Annotated in this window: 14 protein-coding genes, 2 tRNA genes and 1 pseudogene; 10 read left to right on the plus strand and 7 right to left on the minus strand. The window is 68.0% G+C overall.

The genetic code is table 11. The features are described from left to right. Positions 1–176: 176 nt before the first annotated feature. The 4 genes and pseudogenes from ACK59X_RS04390 (at position 177) to ACK59X_RS04405 (ending at position 6,095) form a co-directional block, all read left to right on the plus strand. Positions 177–253 (plus strand) — tRNA-Pro (locus tag ACK59X_RS04390). 306 nt (positions 254–559) lie between these two features. Next, complete coding sequence (gene imuA / locus ACK59X_RS04395) at positions 560–1,393, plus strand: translesion DNA synthesis-associated protein ImuA (RefSeq protein ID WP_409955496.1); 834 nt, start codon at positions 560–562, stop codon at positions 1,391–1,393. Beyond that, on the plus strand, positions 1,353–2,816 hold the full coding sequence (locus ACK59X_RS04400) for a Y-family DNA polymerase (RefSeq protein ID WP_409955498.1): 1,464 nt from the start codon (positions 1,353–1,355) through the stop codon (positions 2,814–2,816). The genes imuA and ACK59X_RS04400 overlap by 41 nt, the downstream gene beginning before the upstream one ends. A 12-nt stretch (positions 2,817–2,828) precedes the next feature. Next, positions 2,829–6,095, plus strand: a pseudogene (locus tag ACK59X_RS04405) (error-prone DNA polymerase). Between the two features lie 15 nt (positions 6,096–6,110). Here the strand turns inward: ACK59X_RS04405 and ACK59X_RS04410 are convergent. The 3 genes from ACK59X_RS04410 to ACK59X_RS04420 all read right to left on the minus strand — a co-directional run bounded on the left by ACK59X_RS04410 (position 6,111) and on the right by ACK59X_RS04420 (position 9,583). Next, complete coding sequence (locus ACK59X_RS04410; protein ID WP_409955499.1) at positions 6,111–6,626, minus strand: M23 family metallopeptidase; 516 nt, start codon at positions 6,624–6,626, stop codon at positions 6,111–6,113. An 81-nt stretch (positions 6,627–6,707) separates the two neighbouring features. Continuing rightward, positions 6,708–9,119: an AsmA family protein gene (locus tag ACK59X_RS04415; protein WP_409955500.1), complete on the minus strand. Its 2,412-nt coding sequence runs from the start codon at positions 9,117–9,119 to the stop codon at positions 6,708–6,710. A gap of 290 nt (positions 9,120–9,409) precedes the next feature. Then, positions 9,410–9,583, minus strand: a complete 174-nt coding sequence (locus tag ACK59X_RS04420) for a hypothetical protein (RefSeq protein ID WP_409955502.1) — start codon at positions 9,581–9,583, stop codon at positions 9,410–9,412. Between the two features lie 89 nt (positions 9,584–9,672). On the opposite strand from ACK59X_RS04420, the gene ACK59X_RS04425 reads away from it, so the two are divergent. Continuing rightward, a complete protein-coding gene (locus ACK59X_RS04425) occupies positions 9,673–10,584 on the plus strand; it encodes an RluA family pseudouridine synthase (protein ID WP_409955504.1) in 912 nt (303 codons plus the stop codon). Between the two features lie 12 nt (positions 10,585–10,596). Here ACK59X_RS04425 and ACK59X_RS04430 read toward each other — a convergent pair whose 3' ends face one another. Beyond that, the gene (locus ACK59X_RS04430) at positions 10,597–11,394 is read right to left on the minus strand and encodes a 2-keto-4-pentenoate hydratase (protein ID WP_409955506.1); all 798 of its coding nucleotides are present in this window, start codon (positions 11,392–11,394) and stop codon (positions 10,597–10,599) included. A 178-nt stretch (positions 11,395–11,572) separates the two neighbouring features. On the opposite strand from ACK59X_RS04430, the gene ACK59X_RS04435 reads away from it, so the two are divergent. The 3 genes from ACK59X_RS04435 (at position 11,573) to ACK59X_RS04445 (ending at position 17,553) form a co-directional block, all read left to right on the plus strand. Next, positions 11,573–13,579 (plus strand): Cache 3/Cache 2 fusion domain-containing protein, encoded by a 2,007-nt coding sequence (locus tag ACK59X_RS04435; protein ID WP_409955508.1) that lies wholly within the window; start codon positions 11,573–11,575, stop codon positions 13,577–13,579. 147 nt (positions 13,580–13,726) lie between these two features. Next, positions 13,727–17,023, plus strand: a complete 3,297-nt coding sequence (locus ACK59X_RS04440) for a hypothetical protein (protein WP_409955510.1) — start codon at positions 13,727–13,729, stop codon at positions 17,021–17,023. 26 nt (positions 17,024–17,049) lie between these two features. After that, complete coding sequence (locus tag ACK59X_RS04445; protein ID WP_409955511.1) at positions 17,050–17,553, plus strand: CesT family type III secretion system chaperone; 504 nt, start codon at positions 17,050–17,052, stop codon at positions 17,551–17,553. An 87-nt stretch (positions 17,554–17,640) separates the two neighbouring features. Here ACK59X_RS04445 and ACK59X_RS04450 read toward each other — a convergent pair. From ACK59X_RS04450 to ACK59X_RS04460, 3 genes are all read right to left on the minus strand, one after another. Beyond that, positions 17,641–17,714 (minus strand) — tRNA-Gly (locus tag ACK59X_RS04450). Positions 17,715–17,748: 34 nt separating this feature from the next. Next, positions 17,749–18,114, minus strand: coding sequence for a ribbon-helix-helix domain-containing protein (locus tag ACK59X_RS04455; protein ID WP_409955514.1), 366 nt, complete (start codon positions 18,112–18,114; stop codon positions 17,749–17,751). Between the two features lie 61 nt (positions 18,115–18,175). Beyond that, positions 18,176–18,757, minus strand: coding sequence for a DJ-1/PfpI family protein (locus tag ACK59X_RS04460; protein ID WP_409955515.1), 582 nt, complete (start codon positions 18,755–18,757; stop codon positions 18,176–18,178). A 350-nt stretch (positions 18,758–19,107) separates the two neighbouring features. Between ACK59X_RS04460 and ACK59X_RS04465 the strand changes: the two genes are divergently transcribed. Beyond that, positions 19,108–20,001: a sulfurtransferase gene (locus ACK59X_RS04465; protein WP_409955529.1), complete on the plus strand. Its 894-nt coding sequence runs from the start codon at positions 19,108–19,110 to the stop codon at positions 19,999–20,001. Between the two features lie 72 nt (positions 20,002–20,073). Next, a complete protein-coding gene (locus ACK59X_RS04470) occupies positions 20,074–21,297 on the plus strand; it encodes a YeeE/YedE family protein (protein WP_409955517.1) in 1,224 nt (407 codons plus the stop codon). The last annotated feature ends 51 nt before the right edge of the window (positions 21,298–21,348 follow it).

The raw sequence follows: 21,348 nt of genomic DNA on the forward strand, positions 1-21,348 counted from the left end.
GCGTAGAAGATAGTTGGTTGAGTTTCCCCCCCCCCCCATCGCGCAGTCTGCATCGCCCCGGGATGCAGGACGGCACTGCCGATAGATCTCTGGTCCGGTGCAGTCGCTGCAAAAAATTCAAAAAAAGCGCGCATTTGGTCAGAACCCGAAATTTCCCGGGTTAGAATACGAGCTGTCGGAGCGTAGCGCAGCCTGGTAGCGCATCTGCTTTGGGAGCAGAGGGTCGCGAGTTCGAATCCCGCCGCTCCGACCATTATTGGCAAGGCCTGCAGAAGCAATTCTGCAGGCCTTTTGTCATTTTCGGGCCTGTACTGCGCGGGCCTTTTCTTTTTGCCCTATTGCAAGCGGCAGCACCCCCTTTTCCTTGCATGGCGGCCAATGACCCGCGGGAATGCTCTGAAAAGCAGCCATGGGCAGTGGAATGGGGTACGATAACTGTATGAAAATACAGTATTTCATGCCATCCCCAGCCCTGTTGGGCAGGACGTCCCCGGGTTGGGTGCGCAAGCAGCATCTCTCTGCCTGACCCCGTGCATGTCCACCCCGGGTTGCTTCGCTCATGTCCGCCGTCCCCCTCCGTTCCGTGTCCGCTGGTGCCCCGCCCCGGCTGGCAGGCGTGTGGCTGGCCGACCAGTTGGGCACGTCCGTGGCGGCACGGGTACAGGCCACCGGGCATGCCGAGCTCGATGCGCAATTGCCCGGCGGTGGCTGGCCCCTGGGGGCCATGACCGAGTTATTGCAGCCGGCAGCGGGCCTGCATGTGTGGCAACTGGTGCTGCCGGCCCTAGCCCAGGCCACGGCCGCACGGCCCGGGGCCGTGGTTCTGGTGGCACCGCCGTATGAGCCCTTTGCCCCGGCCCTGCGCGCAGGTGGGCTGGACGCAGCGCGGCTGTGCCGTGTGCAGACCACAACGGCTGCACAGGCGTTATGGGCGGCCGAGCAGGCGCTGCGCTGCCGTGACGTGCAGGCGGTATTGGCCTGGCTGCCACAGGCCGCGCCCGAATCGCTGAGGCGACTGCAGCTGGCCGCCGCGCAGATGGGGCAGTTGCTGTGGGTGTTTCGCCCGGCCAAGGTGCGCCAGCAGGCCTCGCCCGCGCCGCTGCGGCTGTGGGTCGAGGCTGTGGGCGGCTCGGGCGGCGCCGAGCTGCAGGTGCAGGTGCTCAAGCGCCGTGGGCCACCCATGGAGCAGCCCCTGGTGCTGCCGGCCAGCAACGCGGCGCTGGCCCGGGTGCTGGCCGCGTCGTCTGCACGCGGGGCAGGGCGGCGTGCACCGCAGCAAACGCCCCTGGTGCACGGCAGCGTGCTGCCATGGGCGGCATGGCTGGGGCGCTTGCCGGCAGGAGGTGTGCAGCATGCACTGGATCGCATGGCCGTTGTTGCCCATCCCCGCTGAGGACGGTGCGCCCCCTGGCGTGGCCGCGCCGGTCGCTGGCGGGCCGCGCCAGCCCTTGCCGCAGGCCCCGCACGAACACTGGTGGGCGCTGCAGTTCACCCCGCGTGTGGCCCGGGTGGGCGACGAAGCCCTGTTGCTGGAAGTGTCGGCCTCCGAACGCCTGTGGGGCGGGCGCGAGGCGCTGCTCGCGCAGCTGCAGTTGCGCAGTCCGCCCTGGCAGGTGGAGGCGGCCGCCCCATCGCCCGAGCCATCCGCTCACAGTGCGCAGCCCACGCCTTTTGCCGAGGCTCCCACCTCGCTGCAGGCCCTGGCCCTGCTGCGCCTGCGCCTGGCAGGCCAGCCCGTGCCCCGGCACCTGCCCGATGGCTTGCCGCTGCACACGCTGACGGCGCTGCACCCGCACCTGCCCAGCCTGGCGCGCATGGGCTGCCGCACCTGGGGCGCCTTGCGCGCATTGCCGCGCGGCGGCGTGGCCCGGCGCCTGGGGGCTGCGGTGCTGCTGGCGCTGGACCGGGCCTATGGCCACATCGCCCACAACCATGCCTGGGTGGAGCTGCCCGAGCGCTTCGAGCTGACGGCCGAGCTGCCCGCGCTGGCTACCTCGGCCGATGCGCTGCTCTGGTCCGCGAGCCGCCTGCTCTCGGCCCTGCAGGCCTGGCTGCAGGCACGCCAGCAGGGCGTGCTGGCGCTGGAGCTGGCCTGGAGGCACGACCTGCGCCGGGTGGATGGCGTGGCCATTGCGCCCTGGCATGCGCTGCCCGTGCGCACGGCCCAGCCCACGCACGAGCTGGCCCACCTGCGTCGCCTGCTGGCCGAGAACCTGGCGCGCACGCCCCTGGCCGCGCCCGCCAACCAGATCACGCTGCGCGCGCTGGAGACCGCTCCATTGCCGCATGCCAGTGCCCACCTGCTGCCGCCCGACGGATCGTCGGCTGCTGGTGACCAGGAAGGCGAGGCGTGGCACCAGTTGGTCGAGCGCCTGTCCGCCCGCCTGGGCGCGGATGCCGTGCAGTCCGTTGCCCTGCTGGCGGACCACCGGCCCGAATGCATGCAGCGCTGGCAACCCATGGCCGGTGCGGGGCCGGTGTCTGCATCGAAGGTGCCGCAGGGCGCGCATGTGCCCGAGGCCGTGCTGTGGCCAACCTGGCTGTTGCGCACCCCGCAGCGCCTGGCCATGCAGGGTAACCGGCCGTGCTACCAGGGGCAATTGGGCCTGCTGGCCGGGCCGCACCGTTTCGACATGGCCTGGTGGGAGGAGGGCGAGAGCCAGGTCCCTGCCAGCGCTACCGACATGGTGCAGCGCGACTATTTCGTGGCCGTGAGTCCGGGAGCGGGGCGGGTCTGGGTGTTCCGTGAACGCCTCGTGCATGCGCCGCCGGGGGCATTGGCGTACCGCTGGTTTTTGCAAGGCCTGTATGCATGAGTGGGCAGGGCCATGAGCCATACCCTTCCTGAGCGCAGCCCCACCGGGTTGGCATCGCCCCTCACCTTGCCGGACTATGCCGAGCTGCATTGCATCTCCAACTTCAGCTTCCAGCGCGGTGCCTCGCAGCCCCGCGACCTGGTGGCGCGTGCAGCCGAGCTGGGCTACCGCGCCCTGGCATTGACGGACGAATGCTCGGTGGCCGGCGTGGTGCGTGCCCATGGCCCGGCCAAGGAACTGGGCCTGCAGTTCATTCCGGGCAGCGAGTTTGCCTACCCCGGCTTTCGGTTGGTCGTGCTGCCGCGCAATGTAGAGGGTTGGGGCAACCTGTGCGAATTCATCAGCGCGGCACGCCGCACTGCACCCAAGGGCACCTACGAGCTGGGGCCTGCGTCCGATGTGGCGCGGCTGCAGGACTGCGAGCTGCTACTCATTCCCGACCGCAGCCTGCAGCACGCAATGGTGCCAGATGCCTTGCTGGCTTGCGTCCACCAGGCGCAGGCGGATTTTGGCCAGCGCTTTTGGCTTGGGGTGGAGCTGCTGCTCGCGCCCGACGACGACCTGTGGCTGGCCACGCTGCAGCAGGTGGGGCGTCAGACGGGCGTGCCCTTGGTGGCAGCGGGCGACGTGCACATGCACCTACGCTCGCAAAAGCGCCTGCAGGACGTGATCACCGCCGTGCGCCAGGGCTGCACCGTGGCCGAATGCGGCTTTGCGCTGCAGCCCAATGCCGAACGGCATCTGCGCCAGCGCGTGCGCCTGGCCGGCATCTACCCGCCCGAACTGCTTGCGGCCACCCTGGAGATCGCGGCGCGCTGCACCTTCAGCCTCGACGAGATCAAGTACCAATACCCGCTTGAGGCCGTGCCCGCGGGCATGACGCCGGCGGAAGGCCTGGCCTGGCTGACCTGGGAGGGCGCGCAAAGCCGCTACCCGCAGGGGGTACCGGACAAGGTGGTGGCTCAGATACTGCGCGAGCTCGTGCTGATCGCCGACTGCAAGTACGAGATGTACTTCCTCACCGTGCACGACATCGTGCGCTATGCGCGCGGCGAGGGCATTCTGTGCCAGGGCCGGGGCTCGGCCGCCAACTCGGCGGTCTGCTACTGCCTCGGTATCACCGAGGTGGACCCCGAGCGCACCAAGCTGCTGTTCGAGCGCTTCATCAGCAAGGAGCGCAAGGAACCACCTGATATCGACGTGGACTTCGAGCACAACCGGCGCGAAGAGGTCATCCAGTACGTCTATGGCAAGTACGGCCGCAACCGCGCTGCCATCGCCGCCGTGGTCACCACCTACCGCACCCGCAGCGTGCTGCGCGACGTGGGCAAGGCGCTGGGCGTGCCTGCGCGATTGGTCGATGCCTTTGCCAAGGACCACCACTGGTTCGATGAGGCATTTGCTGCGCACCGCTTGCAGGAGATGGCGCAGGACATGGGTGAGTCGCTGAGCCTGCACACTGCCGGGCTGTGGTTGAAGCTGTCAGGGGAACTCAAGGGATTTCCGCGCCACCTGAGCCAGCATGTGGGTGGCTTTGTGCTCACGCAAGGTCTGCTCACGCGCATCGTGCCGGTGGAGAACGCGGCCATGGAAAACCGCTCCATCATCCAGTGGGACAAGGACGACCTCGACGACATGGGGCTCATGAAGGTCGACGTGCTGGCCCTGGGTATGCTGAGTGCGCTGCGCCGCTGTCTGGACCTGCGCGCCGGCCTGCGCGACGAACGCCTGGCATTGCACCAGATACCGCCCGAAGACCCCGCCACCTATGACATGATCTGCGCCGCAGACACCGTGGGCGTCTTCCAGATCGAAAGCCGGGCCCAGATGAGCATGCTGCCGCGCCTGCGGCCGCGCGTTTTTTATGACTTGGTGGTGGAGGTGGCCATCGTGCGGCCGGGGCCCATCCAAGGGGGCATGGTGCATCCCTATCTGCAGGCGCGTGAAAAGCAGCGCAAGGGGGAAAAGCTGAAACTGGAAAAGGAAGAGCTGGGCGATGCGCTGGAACGCACGCTGGGCATACCTATCTTCCAGGAACAGGTGATGCAGATCGCGATGATCGCCGCCAAGTTCTCCGCATCGGAGGCCGATGCCCTGCGCCGATCCATGGCTGCATGGAAGCGCACAGGTGGAGTGCACCGTTTCGAGAAGCGACTGATCGATGGCATGGTGGACAACGGGTACAAACCTGATTTCGCCCTGCGCGTGTTCAAGCTGTTGCTGGTCTTCGGCGAATACGGCTTCCCCTAAAGCCATGCCTACAGCTTTGCCCTGTTGGCTTACAGCAGCAGTTGGCTCAAATGCCATGAGCCCGCCTGCTTTCTCGCGGCGCTGCTCAACTCGCTGCCCATGGGCTTCTATACCGCTTCGCAACTGGTACAGGACGCGCGCCGCCACGGCGTGCGCGTGCTGCCCATTGACGTGACCCGCAGCGACGTGGACTGCACGCTCGAAGGCACGCCCGAGATGCTGCAGCCCGACAAGGGCCTGCCCGTGCCGCCCATGCCCCAGCCCGCGGTGCGCCTGGGCCTGCGCCTGGTCGGCAGCCTGGAGCAGGGTGCGGCCAAGCGCCTGGTGGCGGCCCGTGCACAGAACGGACCCTTTTCCAGCACCGAAGACCTGGCCCTGCGCGCGCGTCTGAACCACCAGGACATGCAGGTGTTGGCCGCGGCCGATGCATTGGCCCGCCTGTCGGGCCACCGCCGCCAGCAGATGTGGGATGCGTCTGCCCAGCATGCCGCCCCCATCCTGCTGCGCGATGTGCCGGTGAACGAGGCGCCGCTGCAACTGCCCGAGGCGCCCGAGGGCGAGGAGATCCTGTTCGACTACGCGGCCACCGGCCTCACATTGCGCCGCCACCCGTTGGCACTGCTGCGCGGCCGGCTCGATCGCTGGCGCCTGCTCACCGCGCTGCAACTGCGCACCGTGCCCGATGGCCGGCTGGTGCGTGCCTGCGGCATCGTCACCGTGCGCCAGCGGCCCGGCTCGGCCAAGGGCACCATGTTCGTCACGCTGGAGGACGAGACCGGCCCCGTCAACGTCATCGTCTGGCCGGCCATGGTGGAGCAGTGGCGCGACGCCATACTGCGCTCGCGCCTGCTGGCCGTGCAGGGTTTATGGCAGTGCAGCCGGCATGGCGAGGATGAGGAAAAGGGGGCAGCAGGCGGTTCGGGGGAGCCCTTCGTGGTGCGCCATCTGGTGGCCCAGCGCTTCAAGGACCTGACACCGCTGCTTGGGCGCATGGCGGGGGCATTGGACGGAAGCCGGGACTTCCACTGAGCGCAGGTCGCAACTTCACTGCTCTTGCAGGTAGGCGCTGGGGTCGATGAAGAAGGCCTTCTTGACCCCTTGGGTTGCCCCGTCGATCTCCCACGGTGCGGGCAGCAGCCGCACGATGGAATAGTGCAAATGCGGCGGCTTGCCCTGTGCATTGCCGCTGGCGCCCACGGTGCCGATGGCGCTGCCCGAGGCCACCGGCGCCAGCGCATGGGTGTTGATGCGGTCCAGGTGTGCAAAGTAATGCAGCCGCCAGCGCGGGCCCAGCACCAGCACCTCCTTGCCGCCCTTGGCGATCTCGCCCGTGAAGAGCACGATGCCATCGGTGGTGCTGAGCACGGGCGTGCCCAGCTTGCCGAAGATGTCGATGCCCTTGTGCACGCCCGAGGTTCCCCAGGGCTCGAACCAGAAGGAGCGGGCATTCCAGTCCCGCGTGCTGGCCCCAGCCACGGGGATGCGGATGCGCTCCGGCATGGCCAGGCCCAGGGCCAGCACCACCAGGGCAGCGAGGCCCAGGTCCTTGAGAAACTTCATGGACAGATAAGAAGCGCCGCCCCGGGGGGCGGGCGCTTGGAGTGGCGAAGGGTGCGATTATTCCCGCACCCTTGCTTCCCTTCAGCGCGCGGCGGCAGGCTTGCTGGCCGCGCGCCGCGCAGGCTCGGTCGCGGCGCCCGCCGCACCCTCGGCGCCGGGCTTCACCGGCGCCTTGCCCAGGTCCAGCAGCGGCTTGCAGTAGGTGTCGTCATCGGCCGCGGGCACGGTCACGGGCACCAGGGCCAGCGCGGCAGGGGCCGCCACGGCGGCCACCACCGCCGCGCCCGCGCGCAACAGCAGCGGGCCGGGCTCCACGCCCACGTTGGGGTTGCCGAAGGTGCCCTTTACATACAGCGGCGTGCGCAGCGAGAAGAATTTCCACTCCAGCGACTCGGGCTTGATGCGCATGTTCATTTCTTCCGTGCCCAGGTCGATGGTGCCCGTGGCCTCGATCACGGCATCGTCAGTGCTCATCTTCACCACACGGCTCTGGGCCACGCCATCGACCACCGTGAAATCGGCAACGGCGCAGCGCAGGTGCACCTCCTTGTCGTCCCCGAACAGCTTGCCCACGATGATGCTGCCCACGTTCAGGGACGCCAGGTCCAGCATCTGCTTGCTCAGCGTGCCCTCGCGCACATACAGGCGCGCCTCGCCCGTGCCCTTGCCCAAGAGGCCCGCCACGCTGTTGCCCTGGCTTTGCAGGGCGATGGCGCCATCCATGCGGCCAAAGCTCTTCTTCATGAGTTCCACCTTGGGGAACAGGGCCGAGAGCTTGAGCCCTTCCACCTTGCCGTGGATGCGCGCCTTGAGCGGCGGTGCGCGCCCGTCGATGGCGACCTCGGACTCGATCTTGCCCTCGGCCACGCCAAAGGTCAGCGGCGCCAGCCGGAGCTGGGCGTTGTCCATCACGGCGCGCATGCTCAGGTTTTCGAGCGGCAGGCTTTCGGACCGGATGATGCTCTTGCCCTTGAACAGGATGTCCATGTCCATGGCGTTCCAGCGCTGAGCCGCAAATGGGGCGTCCGGGAGCACCTTGCCCTTGTTCTTGCCATTGCCCCGGCCGTCGCCCTTGCCGCGGTGGGTGTTGTCGCTCTTGTTGGTGCCCAGCGAAGGGCCCAGGTCGGCCAGGCGCAGCTGGTTCGAGGTCATGCTGCCAGTGAGTTTGGGGCGCGGTTGGCCCGAGGTGTATTTCAGGTCGCCATGCAGGTCGCTCTGGCCCACCTTGCCGTGGAAGTCGCTATAGCTCCACACCGCGCGCTCGGGCTCCAGGCTGCCGGTCAGGTGCCCGCGTATCTCGAAGGGCGGGGTGCTGGGCAGCACCAGTCCCGTGGCTTCATACAGGTCGGCCATGCTGTCGGCCTTGAGCATCACCTCAAAGTCCATGCCCGAGAGCGAGGCCGGGTTGGCCAGGATGCCCTCGGCCGACAGGGCCGCGCTGCCCGCCGTGGCATCGATCTTGATCGGGTAGTTGACCACCTTGTCGCGCAGGCTGATCACCTGGCCCGCCAGACCGCTGCCCTCAACCTTGGCCTTGGCGATGCGGCCCTGCAGCTCGAACTTCAGGCCATAGGGCACAGGGGTGCCGCTGTTGCCGCTTTTGCGGGTTTCCAGATCGCGCGAAGCCGCTGCCTCGGCCGACGACGCGGCGGCCGAAGCGGGCAGAACGACCGGCTTGGCCGCATTGGCATGGGCGACCTTTGACGGGTCGATGGGCTCCGTGGTGTTGACCTTCGCCTGCACTTCCACGTCCTTCATCGCATCGGCGTAGGCCAGCAGGCCCTGGTTGACCACCAGCCGGTCCACATCGAAGGTCCAGGGGCTCTTGGGCTCGTCCTTGTGCTTGAAGGTCCAGTTGTTGGCGCCGTCCTTGGTGCGGGCCAGGGCCACCTCGGGGTCGGTCAGGGCCACGGTGTCGATGGACAGGTGGCGCCGCAGCAGCGGCAGCAGGCTGATGGCGACGCTGGCACTGCCGATGCTGGCCATGGTGGCCGTGCCCGGCAGCGTGGCGGTGGTCGGAGTAGTGGAGGCCGATGCCGAGCCCACCGACGCAGCGCTGGCCGCAGCCCGTGCGGCCGTGGCGGCCTGGGGCCTTTCGCTGCCCTTGCCTTTTTTCTCTTCGTCGCCGCTGAACGGGGACTCGAACCCTGCGGGGTTGTCCATCACCAGGCGCTCGGCCTTCACCGTCACGCCGGGCACCCAGCGGCGCCAGCCTTCTTCCAGCGGCTGGGGCCAGCGCCAGGCGGCAGACAGGTCGCCCTCGATCTCGAAGCGCCGGCCTGTGGCCTCGCTGACCTTCTCGTTGACCCAGGGCTTGTAGCGGTTCAGGTCCATCAATGCCAGCAATACACCGAACAGGATGAGCAGGCCCACGACGAGGCCCAGCACCACCAGTGTCCATTTCAGCACGCGGCCCAGGGGGCGGCGCCGGTCAGGGGGGCGGCTTGCCGACGGGTTGGGCTGGTCGGTCGATGGCGTGGCGGCAGGTGTCATCAAAAAGCGCGGAGATAGGTGCATTTGCCGAAGATCGGCAAGCTCTTGGGTGCGGTTGCGGCCATGCTAGCCGGCAACCCGTCCGGCAGGGGCGGCCTGCTTTCAACTGCCGCCCTTGTCCTACAGCCCCGGTGCGGCCCTGGCAGGCCCCGCCTTGCGCAGCAGGGCCTGGGCACATTCGACGAGTGCATCGCGCAGCGCGGGCGGGTGCAGCACCTCGAAGTCGAAGGACAGCCGCGCCAGCTGCCGCGCATACCAAGCAAGGTCTGGCCGTGCAGCAGCACACCGCCTTACTGCGGTGCAAACAGGCCGATGGCATCGAACAGCTCCTCGCGCGCCGTGGCCAGGTCGGTGTGCAGCAGCACCTGCACGCTGGTGGGTGGGCGGCGGGCCGGGCTGGGTGCCGTGGCCGGCGGGGCCTGCCACACGGCCATGGGGGCGCTGGGCGTGGGCGTGGTGCTCAAGCTGTATCCCGCTGCCTTCAAAGCGCTGCCGCTGGCGTCGGCCGGGACGGATGGGAGGGCTGGCGGCTGTCACCCTAGAATCGCCCCCCATGCACAACGCCCACCACCCCTTCGCCCCGCCCATGCGCGACGGCGTGGGGCCGAGCTGCGTGGTGCTGCCCACGGCAGGGCAGTGCAGCATGCTCGACTTTCTGGCCGAACGCCTGCCTGCCGTGGACCGCTCCGGCTGGCTGGCCCGCATGCAGGCCGGTGACGTGGTGGACGAGCGCGGCGTGCCGGTAGCGCCGGATCGGCCGTTCGAGCCCGGGCTGCGCCTGTACTACTACCGCCACCTGGCCGACGAGCCCGAGATCCCTTTCACCGAAACCGTGCTCCACCAGGATGAGCACCTGCTGGTGGCCGACAAGCCGCACTTCATGCCCGTCACGCCCTCGGGCCGTTACCTGCAGCACACGCTGCTGGTGCGCTTGAAGCGCCGCCTCAACCTGCCCGAGCTGTCGCCCCTGCACCGCATCGACCGCGACACGGCCGGGTTGGTGCTGTTCTCGGTGCAGCAGCGCACACGCGGCGCCTACCAGGCCCTGTTCCGCGACCGCAGCATCACCAAGCACTATGAGGCCGTGGCCCCCTGGCGTTCAGATATTGAATTCCCGCGCGAGCACGCGAGCCGCATGGAGGAAAGCCCGCAGTTCTTTCGCATGCACGAGGTGCCTGGCCCGCCCAACAGCCATACCCACATGGAGGTGCTGGAGGTGCGCGGCGACTGGGCGCGCTACCGGCTCTCGCCCGTCAGCGGCAAGCGCCACCAGTTGCGCGTGCACATGGCGGCGCTGGGCCTGCCGCTGCGCAACGATGCCTTCTACCCCGAGGTCAACGACCCACCCGAGGGCGATTACTCGCGCCCGCTGCAGCTGCTGGCGCGCTCGCTGGCGTTCACCGATCCGCTGACGGGTGAGCATCGGCAGTTTGAAAGCAGGCTGCAGCTGCAAGCGCTGGCCTGATGGGCGACCCGCTCAGGTGAATGCCACCGACAGCCGCGACAGCGGCGCGTCGAAGTCCGCGCTCCAGCGCTGGCCGGGCTGTACCGGCCAGGCATCGGTCCAGGTGCCGGTGGTCACCACGTCGCCGGGCTGCAGGTCCGGCGCGCCAGGGCAGGCGCGCAGTTCCTTCAGGAAATGGTGCAGGGCGTTCAAAGGGCCACCCAGGACGTTGGCGCCCTGGCCCTGTTCCCTGGTTTCGCCATCGCACTGCAGGACCACGCGCGCGGCGGCCAGGTGCTGGTCGAGTTCAGCCGCTGACCTCGCGAAATCGCGCACCGGCCGCTGCGTGCCCACCAGCAGGCGCGCATGCAGGGCGCTGTCGGCCACGGTCTGGGCGGCGGTGAACTTCCAGCCAGGCTGGTGCGACTGCACGATCTCGAAGCCCGGCGCCACCCAGTCGATGGCATCGAAGAGATCGTCCAGGGAGGCGTCGGGTGCGGGCGTAGCCTTCAGCCCCAACACCGCCTCGGGCTCCAGCCGTGGCTGGGCGCAGCGGTCCAGGGACACGCTGCCCTCACCCTCGCAGAAGCTCAGCGTGGTTGACCAGACCGTGCCCCAGATCGGGCCGAACACCTGGTAGTGCGCCCAGATGTTGCGGTTGGTGAAGCCGATCTTGTAGCCGCGCGGCACCTCGCCCCGCGCCTGGCGCAGGCCGCGCACGGCCAGGGCCTGCTGGTAGGCGGCGGGCACGTCAGTGGTGATGCCCGCGGAGACCAGGGCAGGCCACAGGGCGCCGCTGTCGTAGTGGGCGAGAAGGGTGTCGGCTTTCATCGTTGCAGGCTCCATTGAAGGCCAGTTTACAGGGCGGTCCGGCAGGAGCGGGACGCGGATTTCGCGCGTGCCTTGGGTTTCCCCGGGGTCGGGGCTCTGGCGGTGGGGCTTTCAAACGCTTACATTGACCCAGGTCAAGCCCCGATTGATGTGCTCAATCGATTCCAGGGAGCCTTCCATGAAAAACTTTGCCAGCCGGTCCATCGCGTTCAAGCTGTCTTTCGTGGCCCTTGCCAGCCTGCTGTTGGTGCTGCTGTCGACCATGGCCCTGGTCAGCAGCATGGTCTGGAAGAGCTTTGGCGCGGCCTCGCGCGGCGAGGTGCGGCAGAATGCCGCGCAGGTCGCCACGCTGGTCAAGACCATGGACGAGTCGGCCCAGCAACTGGCGCGGCGCGATTTCGGCCTGCTCAAATCCAGTTTTGCCGGCAACTTCAGCCTGGCCGAGCAGCCGGGGGCCGACGGCAAACCCGAAGCCGTGCTCAGCTTCGGGGGCAACCCGCTCAATGGCAATTTCGACCTGGTGGACCGCTTCACCAAGGATTCGCAGGGGGCGGTGGCCACGATTTTCGCGCGCACGGGCGACGACTTCATCCGCGTGACCACCTCGCTCAAGAAGCAGGATGGCGAGCGCGCCTTCAAGACCCTGCTGGACCGCAAGCACCCGGCCTATGCGCTCATGGCCGAAGGCAAGCCCTACATCGGCCGCGCCAACCTGTTCGGCCGCGACTACATGACTGTGTACGAGCCCATCCGCGAGGGCAACCGCACCATCGGCATCCTGTTCATCGGCTCCGACATCGCGCCCATCCTGAACAGCCTGGGCGAGCTCATGGCCAGCCGCAAGCTGTTCGACACGGGCGCCGTCTATGCAGTCGATGTTTCCTCGGGCCCGGCGCGGGGCCGTATCACCGGCCTGGGCGGCTCGGGCACGCCCCCGGTCGTGGATGAGAAGACGAAGGAGGGCAAGGCTTGGCTCACCTCCCTCACGGCGGCGGAGCAGTCCGGCGATTTCGAGGCCGTCTGGTCGCCGCGCCCATCCGCCAAGACAGGCGAGCGCCGCTTTGTGGCGGTGGAGCGCTACAAGCCCTGGAACTGGGCCATCGTGGCCGAGGCGCCCGTGGCCGAAATCACGGGCGAGGCCCGCAGCGCACTGACCTGGCTGTGGCTGGGCGTGCTCGTGGCATTGGTGCTGCTGGCCGTGGTGCTGGTGGCGGCCACCCGGCGCCTGGTGGGCGCTCCGGTGCAGCAGCTGAGCACGGCGCTGGGATACCTGGCGCAGGGCGATCTGACACACGGCGTCAGCATCCAGTCGCGCGACGAGATCGGCACCCTGGCACAGGCGATGGAAGGCTTTCGCATGCGCCTGCTGGAAAGCCTGGGCACCGTGCGCAACAGTGCCGAGAGCGTGTCGGCCGCCAGCTCCGAGATTGCCCAGGGCAACCAGGATTTGTCGGCCCGCACCGAAAGCCAGGCCAGCTCGCTGGAGCAGACCTCGGCCAGCATGGAACAGCTGGGCGCCACCATCCGCCACAACGCCGATGGCGCCGCCCAGGCCAACCAGCTGGCGGTGCGTGCCAGCCAGGTCGCCACCGACGGCGGCAAGGTCGTGTCCCAGGTGGTGAGCACCATGCACGGCATCAACACCAGCAGCCAGAAGATCGCCGACATCATCGGCGTGATCGATGGCATCGCCTTCCAGACCCACCTCCGGGCGCTCAACGCCGCCGTGGAAGCGGCGCGCGCCGGCGAGCAGGGCAGGGGCTTTGCCGTGGTGGCGGCCGAGGTACGCAACCTGGCGCAGCGCACCGCCGCCGAGGCCAAGGCCATCAAGGAGCTGATCGGCGCCAGCAGCGCCATGGTGCAGCAGGGCTCGGTGCTGGCCGACCAGGCAGGCAGCACCATGCAGGAGGTGGTCGACGCCATCGGGCGCGTGGCCACCATGGTCGCCGAGATCAGCGCCGCCAGCCGCGAGCAGACCGCCGGCGTGGGCCAGGTGGGCGAGGCCGTCACCCAACTCGACCAGGCCACGCAGCAGAACGCCGCCCTGGTGGAGGAAATGGCGGCTGCCGCCAGCAGCCTGCGCAGCCAGGCCGAGCAGATGGTCGGCGCGGTGGCGCAGTTCAACCTGGGTGCGGTGTCGGGTTCGGCATTGCCCCGGCCATCATTGCGGCTTGCCGGTCGCTAGCCTCCACCCTCGCAGGGGCTTGACGGAAAGGGCGTTTGCTGCCGCAAAGCCAATGCTGGAGGTTTAGGTCTGGTGTTTGCAAAAGGCCGTGGCTACACTGCCTGCCGCGCACGCGTTCGCACCATTCTCAAGAGGGACCCAGCAGGTATGACGATTCATCTGGACAGAGCTCCGCAGTTCATTGCGCCCACGCAAGGCCAGGTGGCCGGCACGGGTTTCGACAAGGGTGCGGTGGCCTTCAAGGGGCTGGAGCGCGCGGGCAAGGCCGACAAGCTCTGCGTGTTCCAGCCGTCTTCCCACAAGCACGTGATGACCGATGTGCCCAAGGCCGACTTCACCCGGCTGATGAAGCTGGACCCCGCCACGGTGCGCTTTGCCAGCAGCCATGAAAAGGAGTTCCAGGCGGCCCGGTCCATCCTCCAGCATGCGGGCGTGCCGGGCGTGCCGGGCGTGGAAGGCATGAGCACGCGACTCACGCTGAGCCTGGCCAAGCAGGTGGGCTCCGGCCAGATGACGCCGGAGGCGGCGGCGCTGGTGGCGCGCACCCCCAATGCCGCCCAGCGCGAGCACCTGATGGCACTTGCCGGTGCCAGCCCGCATGTCGTTCAACTGATGGCTGCGGCGGACAAGGGTTCGGTCACGGCGTCCCAGCTTCAGGGCCTGCAGGACCTGGTCGGCATCCACCCCGCCGCGGCCGACCGCCTGGCGGAGAAGGTGCTCGCCCACCTGGCCGATCCTTCCCAACCCATGCCGGACATGGACGCAGGTATCGTGCGCGGCGGCATCGACGCGAGTGCCGAGGCCGGTACCCGCCAGGGCGCGAGCGGCCTTCAGGATGCAGGTGCCGCCAGAAAGACGGCCCTGTCGCTCAACCTGGCCAAGCTGGTCACCAACCCGGACGGATCCTTGAACGCGGGGCGCCTGGATGCTGCGATCACCCAGTTGGGCCAACCGCCCACGCCGCAGACCGAGCACACGCGCGTGGCCGTCAAGATGCTGACCCGCCTGCGCGATGACGGCGACTTTGCCGCCCAACTGCAGTCCATCGGCGCGCCGCGCACGGCAGACAACCCTGCACACCGCATTCTGCGGGCCACCCTGGGCCTTAAACCCGACCAGACCGTAACGGCCGCACACGCGCGGCAGGCCGCGCTGTCCGCGCTGGTGTCGGACCTGCGCCAGAGCAGCGTGGGCTCGTGCTTCGGCACGGCAACGGCCGTCATGGTGCACGACTCCATGCCGGAGACCTTCCTCGCCGAGATCAAGTCGCTGATCGAGGATGGACATTTCGACAAGACCATCGATGGCCACGACGAGCAGGTGGCAATCAGCCAGCGCGTGAGCACGAAGGAGCTGCAGCAGACCATCACGTTCAACGCCCAGGGCCTGCTGGCCACGGCGGGGGGCAAGCCGGTGGACCCGCCCACCGCGCTGCATGAAACGCCGGGCATGCGTGCCGGGCTGGCGGCCTTGGGCGTTGCACCGGATGCCATGGCGTCCACGGTCAGCGGCGCCGTGAAGGCCATGGGCAAGAACGCGGTGCTGACACCCCAGGCCATCCTGCAGCAGATCGCCATGCGGCAGGAGGGCCTGAGCGCCGAGCATCTGGCCGGTGTGGAGCGTGTCCGCACCCTGGAAGGGCAGGTGCGCGAGCTGTCCATCGCGGTGCAGCGCGGCGGCCCGGACGCCGCCGAGGCGCAGCGGCAAATGGCCGGGGTGCAGCGCGATCTGCAGAAAGCACTGAGCGGTATCGGGTTCAGCTTCAAGACGGAAGCCATGGATCGGCTTGCGCAGGCCATGGGCCGGGCGACCGATGCCTTCCAGGGGCAGATGGACAACCGCCTGCTGCGTGCCTGGGAGTACACCGTGTCGTCCGTGCTCGAAAAGGGCGAAGGCGACCGGGTCAAGGCCGATGCCCTGAAAGGTCTCAACGGCCGGATTGGATCTTCCGGTGCGGATACGGCGGAAATGGGCATGGACACCTTTGCGCGCCATACCCTTTTCTCATCGAATACGGTGACCATCGAAAGGGGCAAGCGGGGGCACCTGGACAAAACTGGCGAGGTCTTCACGGTGCGTCCTGATCTGGGCATGCCGGCGATCGACCGCTCGCTCGTGACCGAAGACGACCGGGCCAAGTTCAATCCCAACCCCGCGACCCGGGCGCCCAGCGAAGACAACCCCACTCCGAAGAACTGGCCACCCAGCGATGAGGTCGTCTTCCTGCACAAATTCCAGACCCAGATGCAGAGCCGCTTCGAGGAGGTCATGACGGAACGCCTGGCGGTGCAGTACGACGCTGCCGCCATGGGCTCCGGCGAGATCGCGGCGGATGGCAGCTCGGACCGGGGAGGCTTTGTGCTGCATGACACGGCGGGCCAGGCCGACCCCCTGACCTGGCGCCCCATCGACACCCCGCAGGCCTACAAGGCGCTGGCTGCCAGTGTCATGCGCGACGTGGGGCGCGAAGTGGCCGCCAGCGTGGCGCGCGGCCAACCCGCCGCAGTGCAGCAGTGGCTGACCCAGTTCAGCGACAAGGTGGGCGCCCATGCCGAAACCGAGGCCTTCACGGCCGTGATGGTGGACAGGGCGCGCTTCAATTCTCCCCTTCCCAGCGACTCCAACCCCAAGCCCTGGGAGCCCGCATCGGGCGGCAAGACCCATGTCACCGGCAAGTACCTGGGTTCCGGTGCCCCCAAGGAGGTGTCGCTCTATGGCAGCTCCGGTGAAAAGGGCGTGACTCCCGTTCATGCCCAGGGTGTGGATTTCGTGACCAAGGTGCTCGACACCTTCAAGGGCATGAAAGATGCATTGCCCCTGGACGGGCAGGGCCGCGATGTGGGCGTTCCTGTGCGCACCACCGGGCACGCGTTCCTGGCCCGTCCAGGCCATCCGTCCCTGGCCGGCGCACTGGCATCGCCCGACACGGCGGCCTGGGTAACGGACAAGCTCGTGACCCCGGGGCAGGTCCAGGCCAGCACACCCCTGTCGGCGGCCGAGCAGCGACCGGTGGTCGAGGCCGTGCTGACGGCGCTGAAAGTGCCGGACACCCATCCCAGCCGTGCGACCATCCTGGGCGCATTGGCCAGCGGCAAGACACCGGCCCAGTTGCATACCTGGGTCAAGGACCAACTCGAAACCCACAATCCCGAGGCCTTCGGAGACAAGCTCAAGACCCCCGAGACCCGCGCCGCGGCCATCGAAGTCGCCATGGTCAAGAGCCTGAAACCGGCCGTGCCCGGCATCGTGATGGCAGACACCAACTGGGAGGTGCGGGGCGGCCGTGTGGAACTGGGCATGGTGTTCAATCCGATTTCGGGCGGTGTGGAGCCGTGGTTTTCGCACGAGGACGGAAGCCTGCTCGGCGCCAACGCCAAGCCGGAGGCATCGACCTGGGCATCCTGGAACCTGATGACCAACCCCGCCGAGTTTGGCTACACCTGATTGATTGGACGAAGGAAAGAAGCGAGATGACCCTGAACGAAACGACCGTGGTGAACCAATGGCTGGCCGCACTGGCCGCCAAGGCCGGCCTCGACGGCCTGGGCCTGGATGGGCAGGGCGGCGTAGCGCTGCGCTACGGCGATGACATCGAATTGCTGATGGAACTGCCCGAGCAAAGCCCGGTGCTGCACCTCTATGTGCCGGTGCTGCAGCTGTCGCAGGGCATGGAGCAGGCGGCCATCTTTCGCCAGTTGCTGGCGCGCAACCTCTTTGCCCTGGAGACCCAGGGCGCGACCTTTGCGCTGGATGAAGGCAACGAGCGCATCGTGCTGCAGTACCCGCTGGTGGTGGCCCAGTCTGACGCGGCCCTGTTCGAGCGCGTGGTGGGCAACCTGCTGGAAGCCGCCGTGGCGTGGAAGGCGCGCCTGCGCGACGAGCAGTCAGGCGTGGTGCCGCAGACCCCGGTGGCCAAGGAGCCGGTGCTGGCGGTGGAGCCCGCTTCCTTCAACGCATTCATGGTGCGGGTGTGAGAGCGCGGCAGCACCACCATCGTTGATCGGCGCTGCGCACACAAAAAAGCCGGCCCTGCAATCCTGCGGGGCCGGCTTTTTGGCATCTGGAGCGGGTGAAGGGAATCGAACCCTCGTATGAAGCTTGGGAAGCTGCCGTTCTACCATTGAACTACACCCGCGTGCGCCGGATTATAGGGGCAGCGCAGGGTCGCGTTACGCCGCCTGTGCCAGCACCGTACGCCGCCCTTCGGTCGCAAGCACCTGCTGCGCATTGAGGCTGCGGATGGGAATCGACGCATCCTGCGGTATGCCGCCCGACAGCTGCAGGGCCATGTAGCGGCCGCAGCACACGCGCAGGAAGGAGGCGAAGTTCTCCACCTCCCCGCGCTCCGCCACCAGCTCGTCGTAGAGTTTGGTGCACAGCTGGGGCACGCCCATGCCGTCGCGCCGGGCGATCTCGCCAAGCGCCTGCCAGAACAGGTTTTCGAGCCGGATGCTGGTGGCCACCCCGTGCAGCCGCACCGAACGTGCGCGGCTCTCGTACAGGGTGGGGTCGGCACTGATGAATACCTGGCACATGGCGTGGGCCTTTCAGAACGGCCTCCATCATCGGGGGCTGCCCTGACCGCGTCAAATCGGTTTACAAGCTGATGCGCGTGCCCAGCAGCGCCAGGAATTGAGCGATCCAGGCCGGGTGCGCCGGCCATGCCGGTGCCGACACCAGGTTGCCCTCGGTCACGGCGGCATCGATGGCAATCTCGGCGTAGGTGCCGCCCGCGATCTCCACTTCCGCCCGGCAGGCCGGGTAGGCCGAGCAGGTGCGGCCCTGGAGCACGCCGGCACCGGCCAGCAACTGGGCGCCATGGCATACGGCAGCCACCGGCTTGTTGGTGTCGAAGAAATGCTTCACTGCCGAGACCACCGCCGGGTAGGTGCGCAGGTACTCGGGGCCGCGGCCTCCGGGGATCACCAGGGCGTCGTAGCTGGCCACGTCCAGGCCGGCAAACGTGGCGTTGAGCGTGAAGTTGTGGCCCGGCTTTTCGCTGTAGGTCTGCGCGCCCTCGAAGTCGTGGATTGCCGTCTTGATGTGGTCGCCGGCCTTCTTGTCCGGGCACACCGCATGCACCGTGTGGCCCACGGCCAGCAGCGCCTGGAAGGGCACCATGGTCTCGTAGTCCTCGCAGTAGTCGCCGCAGAGCAAGAGTATCTTTTTCGCCGCCATGTTGGTCTCCTCAAAGGTCAGGGAAAGCCATTGTTGGGCTGCGGGGCGTGGGGCGGGTGTTAGCCGGCTACTACATGCGGCCCAGGTCCAGGGCAGCCCCGGTGTCTGCGGAGATCCCATTCGGTCCATCCGGTCATGCTCGCGCCTTTTTCGCATATCCAAGCGCGTTTTGCTTTGTTCCACTGGCGGCCGGGCTCCCCTAAATTCCATTCATCGGTTGCCGCAATGGTTGCAGCACCGGCCACCCGAAAGAAAGGATGACCCGCATGAGCCAGCCACAGCACACGACGACGATCCACCCCGCACAGCCCCTGGGCCGCCGCCTGAGTGCATGGGTGCTGGGCGCCGGCATGGCGCTGGGCGCATCGCTGGCCTGGGCCGCCACGCCCATCCCGGCTGGCCCGCTGGTCAGCACCGAATGGCTGGCGCAGAACCTGGACAACACGCAGGTGCGCATCGTCGAGGTCAGCGTGAACCCGGGCCTGTACGAACGCAGCCACGTGCCGGGCGCCGTGAACTTCTCCTGGCACCAGGACCTGAACGACAAGGTGCGCCGCGACATCGTCGGCAAGGAGGCCTTCGAGGCCTTGCTGTCCAAGGCCGGCATCGGTCAGGACACCACGGTGGTGCTCTATGGCGACACCAACAACTGGTTTGCTGCCTGGGGCGCCTGGGTGTTCGACATCTATGGCGTGAAGAACGTCAAGCTGCTCGACGGCGGCCGCAAGAAGTGGGAGGCCGAGAACCAGCCGCTGAACAACCGCGTGCCCGAATTCGCGGCCACCAGCTACAAGGTCACGCAGGTCAACACGCAGCTGCGTGCCCGCCTCACCGACACCCTGGCTGCGGCCGAGGGCAAGAGCAATGCCAAGCTGGTGGACATCCGCTCGGCCGACGAGTACAGCGGCAAGATCTTTGCGCCGGCCGGCGTGCCCGAGCTGAGCATCCGCGCCGGCCATATCCCGGGTGCTGCGAATGTGCCCTGGGGCCAAGCGGTCAAGGAAGACGGCACCTTCAAGTCGGCTGACGATTTGAAGAAGCTCTACGCCAGCGTCGGCATCGACGGCAGCAAGCCGGTCATCACCTACTGCCGCATCGGCGAGCGTTCCAGCCACACCTGGTTCGCGCTGTCCAAGATCCTGGGCTACAGCGTGAAGAACTACGACGGCTCGTGGACCGAGTACGGCAATGCCGTGGGCGTGCCCATCAACAACCCGGCCGGCACGGTCTGGGCCGCCAAATAAGGCGCACAGGTTTTTTTGGTAGGGGGTCTCTTCATAGCCCGCTTCGTGCGGGCTTTTTTTCGTTCCGATGCCATGGCCACGACAAGCAGCAATCACCACCATCCATTCCGACGGTACCTGTCTCCCGCTGCAGCCGCGCTCCTGCTGGCTGTGCTGTGCCTGTCCACCCGCTGGATCGAAGGCCTGACCGGCGGCCGCACGCTGGTCTTTGCCCTGGTGACGGGCGCCGTGCTGGGCCTGGTGCTGCAGCGCTCGCGCTTTTGCTTCTATTGCCATGCCCGCGACTGGTTCGAGGACGGCAACCCGCGCGGCCTGCTGGCCATCGTGCTGGCGCTGGCCGTGGGTCTCGTTGGCTACACGGTGGTGCTGGGCGGTTGGCTGCCGGTGCCGCAGCCTGGCAAGCTGCCGCCGGACATGCACATCGGCCCGGTGAGCTGGGTGCTGGTGGCGGCGGGTCTGTCCTTCGGTGCGGGCATGGTGGTTTCAGGCTCGTGCATCAGCGCGCACTGGTACCGGCTGGCCGAGGGCTCGGCCGTTTCGCCGTTCGCCTTGCTGGGATCGGCGCTGGGCTTCATCCTGGGGTTCAAGACCTGGAACAGCCTGTACAGCCTGAGCGTGGCCGAGGCGCCCGTGGTCTGGCTGCCCGCGCACCTGGGCTATGGCGGGGCCTTGCTGGCGCAACTGGCAGTGCTGGCCGTTGTGGCGGCCTGGCTGTGGCGCGGGTTTGCGCGCGAGGCCGCCAGGGAGGGGGCTCCAGCGATCCGCGTACCCGGTCTGGGCGCCGTGTGGCAGCGCTTGTGGGCCGGCCGCTGGAGTTACTGGGTGGGCGGCCTGGCCGTCGGGCTCATCGGCGCGTTGGCCATCGTGCGCATGCGCCCGCTGGGCGTGACGGCCACACTGGGCAGCGCGGCGCGCCAGTGGGCGCAGGGGCTGGGCTGGATCCCCGAGCGGCTCGATGGGCTCGACGGTTTTGCCGGCTGCGCCACGGCGCCGCAGTCCACCTGGCTCACGCCCAATGCACTGCTGCTGGCCGGGCTGGTGGCGGGCGCCTTCATCGCCGCACTGGCCAGCCGCCAGTTCGCCCCGCGCTGGCCCACCTGGCGCGATGCCGTTCGCGGGCTCTCAGGCGGCGTGCTGCTGGGCTGGGGCGCAATGACCGGGCTGGGCTGCACCATCGGCACGCTGCTGTCGGGCGGCATGGCGGGTGCGCTGTCGGGCTGGGTGTTCGCGGCGGCCTTGTTCCTTGCCGTGTGGGCGGGGCTGCGCATCAAGGCGATGCCGGTGCCAAAAGCCTGATACCCGTGGGGCCATGTCAAGGCGTTGGCTGACGCCGCTGGGCCGCAGGCT

Origin of the sequence: Acidovorax sp., assembly GCF_046339755.1 — a bacterium.
Classification (GTDB): domain Bacteria; phylum Pseudomonadota; class Gammaproteobacteria; order Burkholderiales; family Burkholderiaceae_C; genus Acidovorax.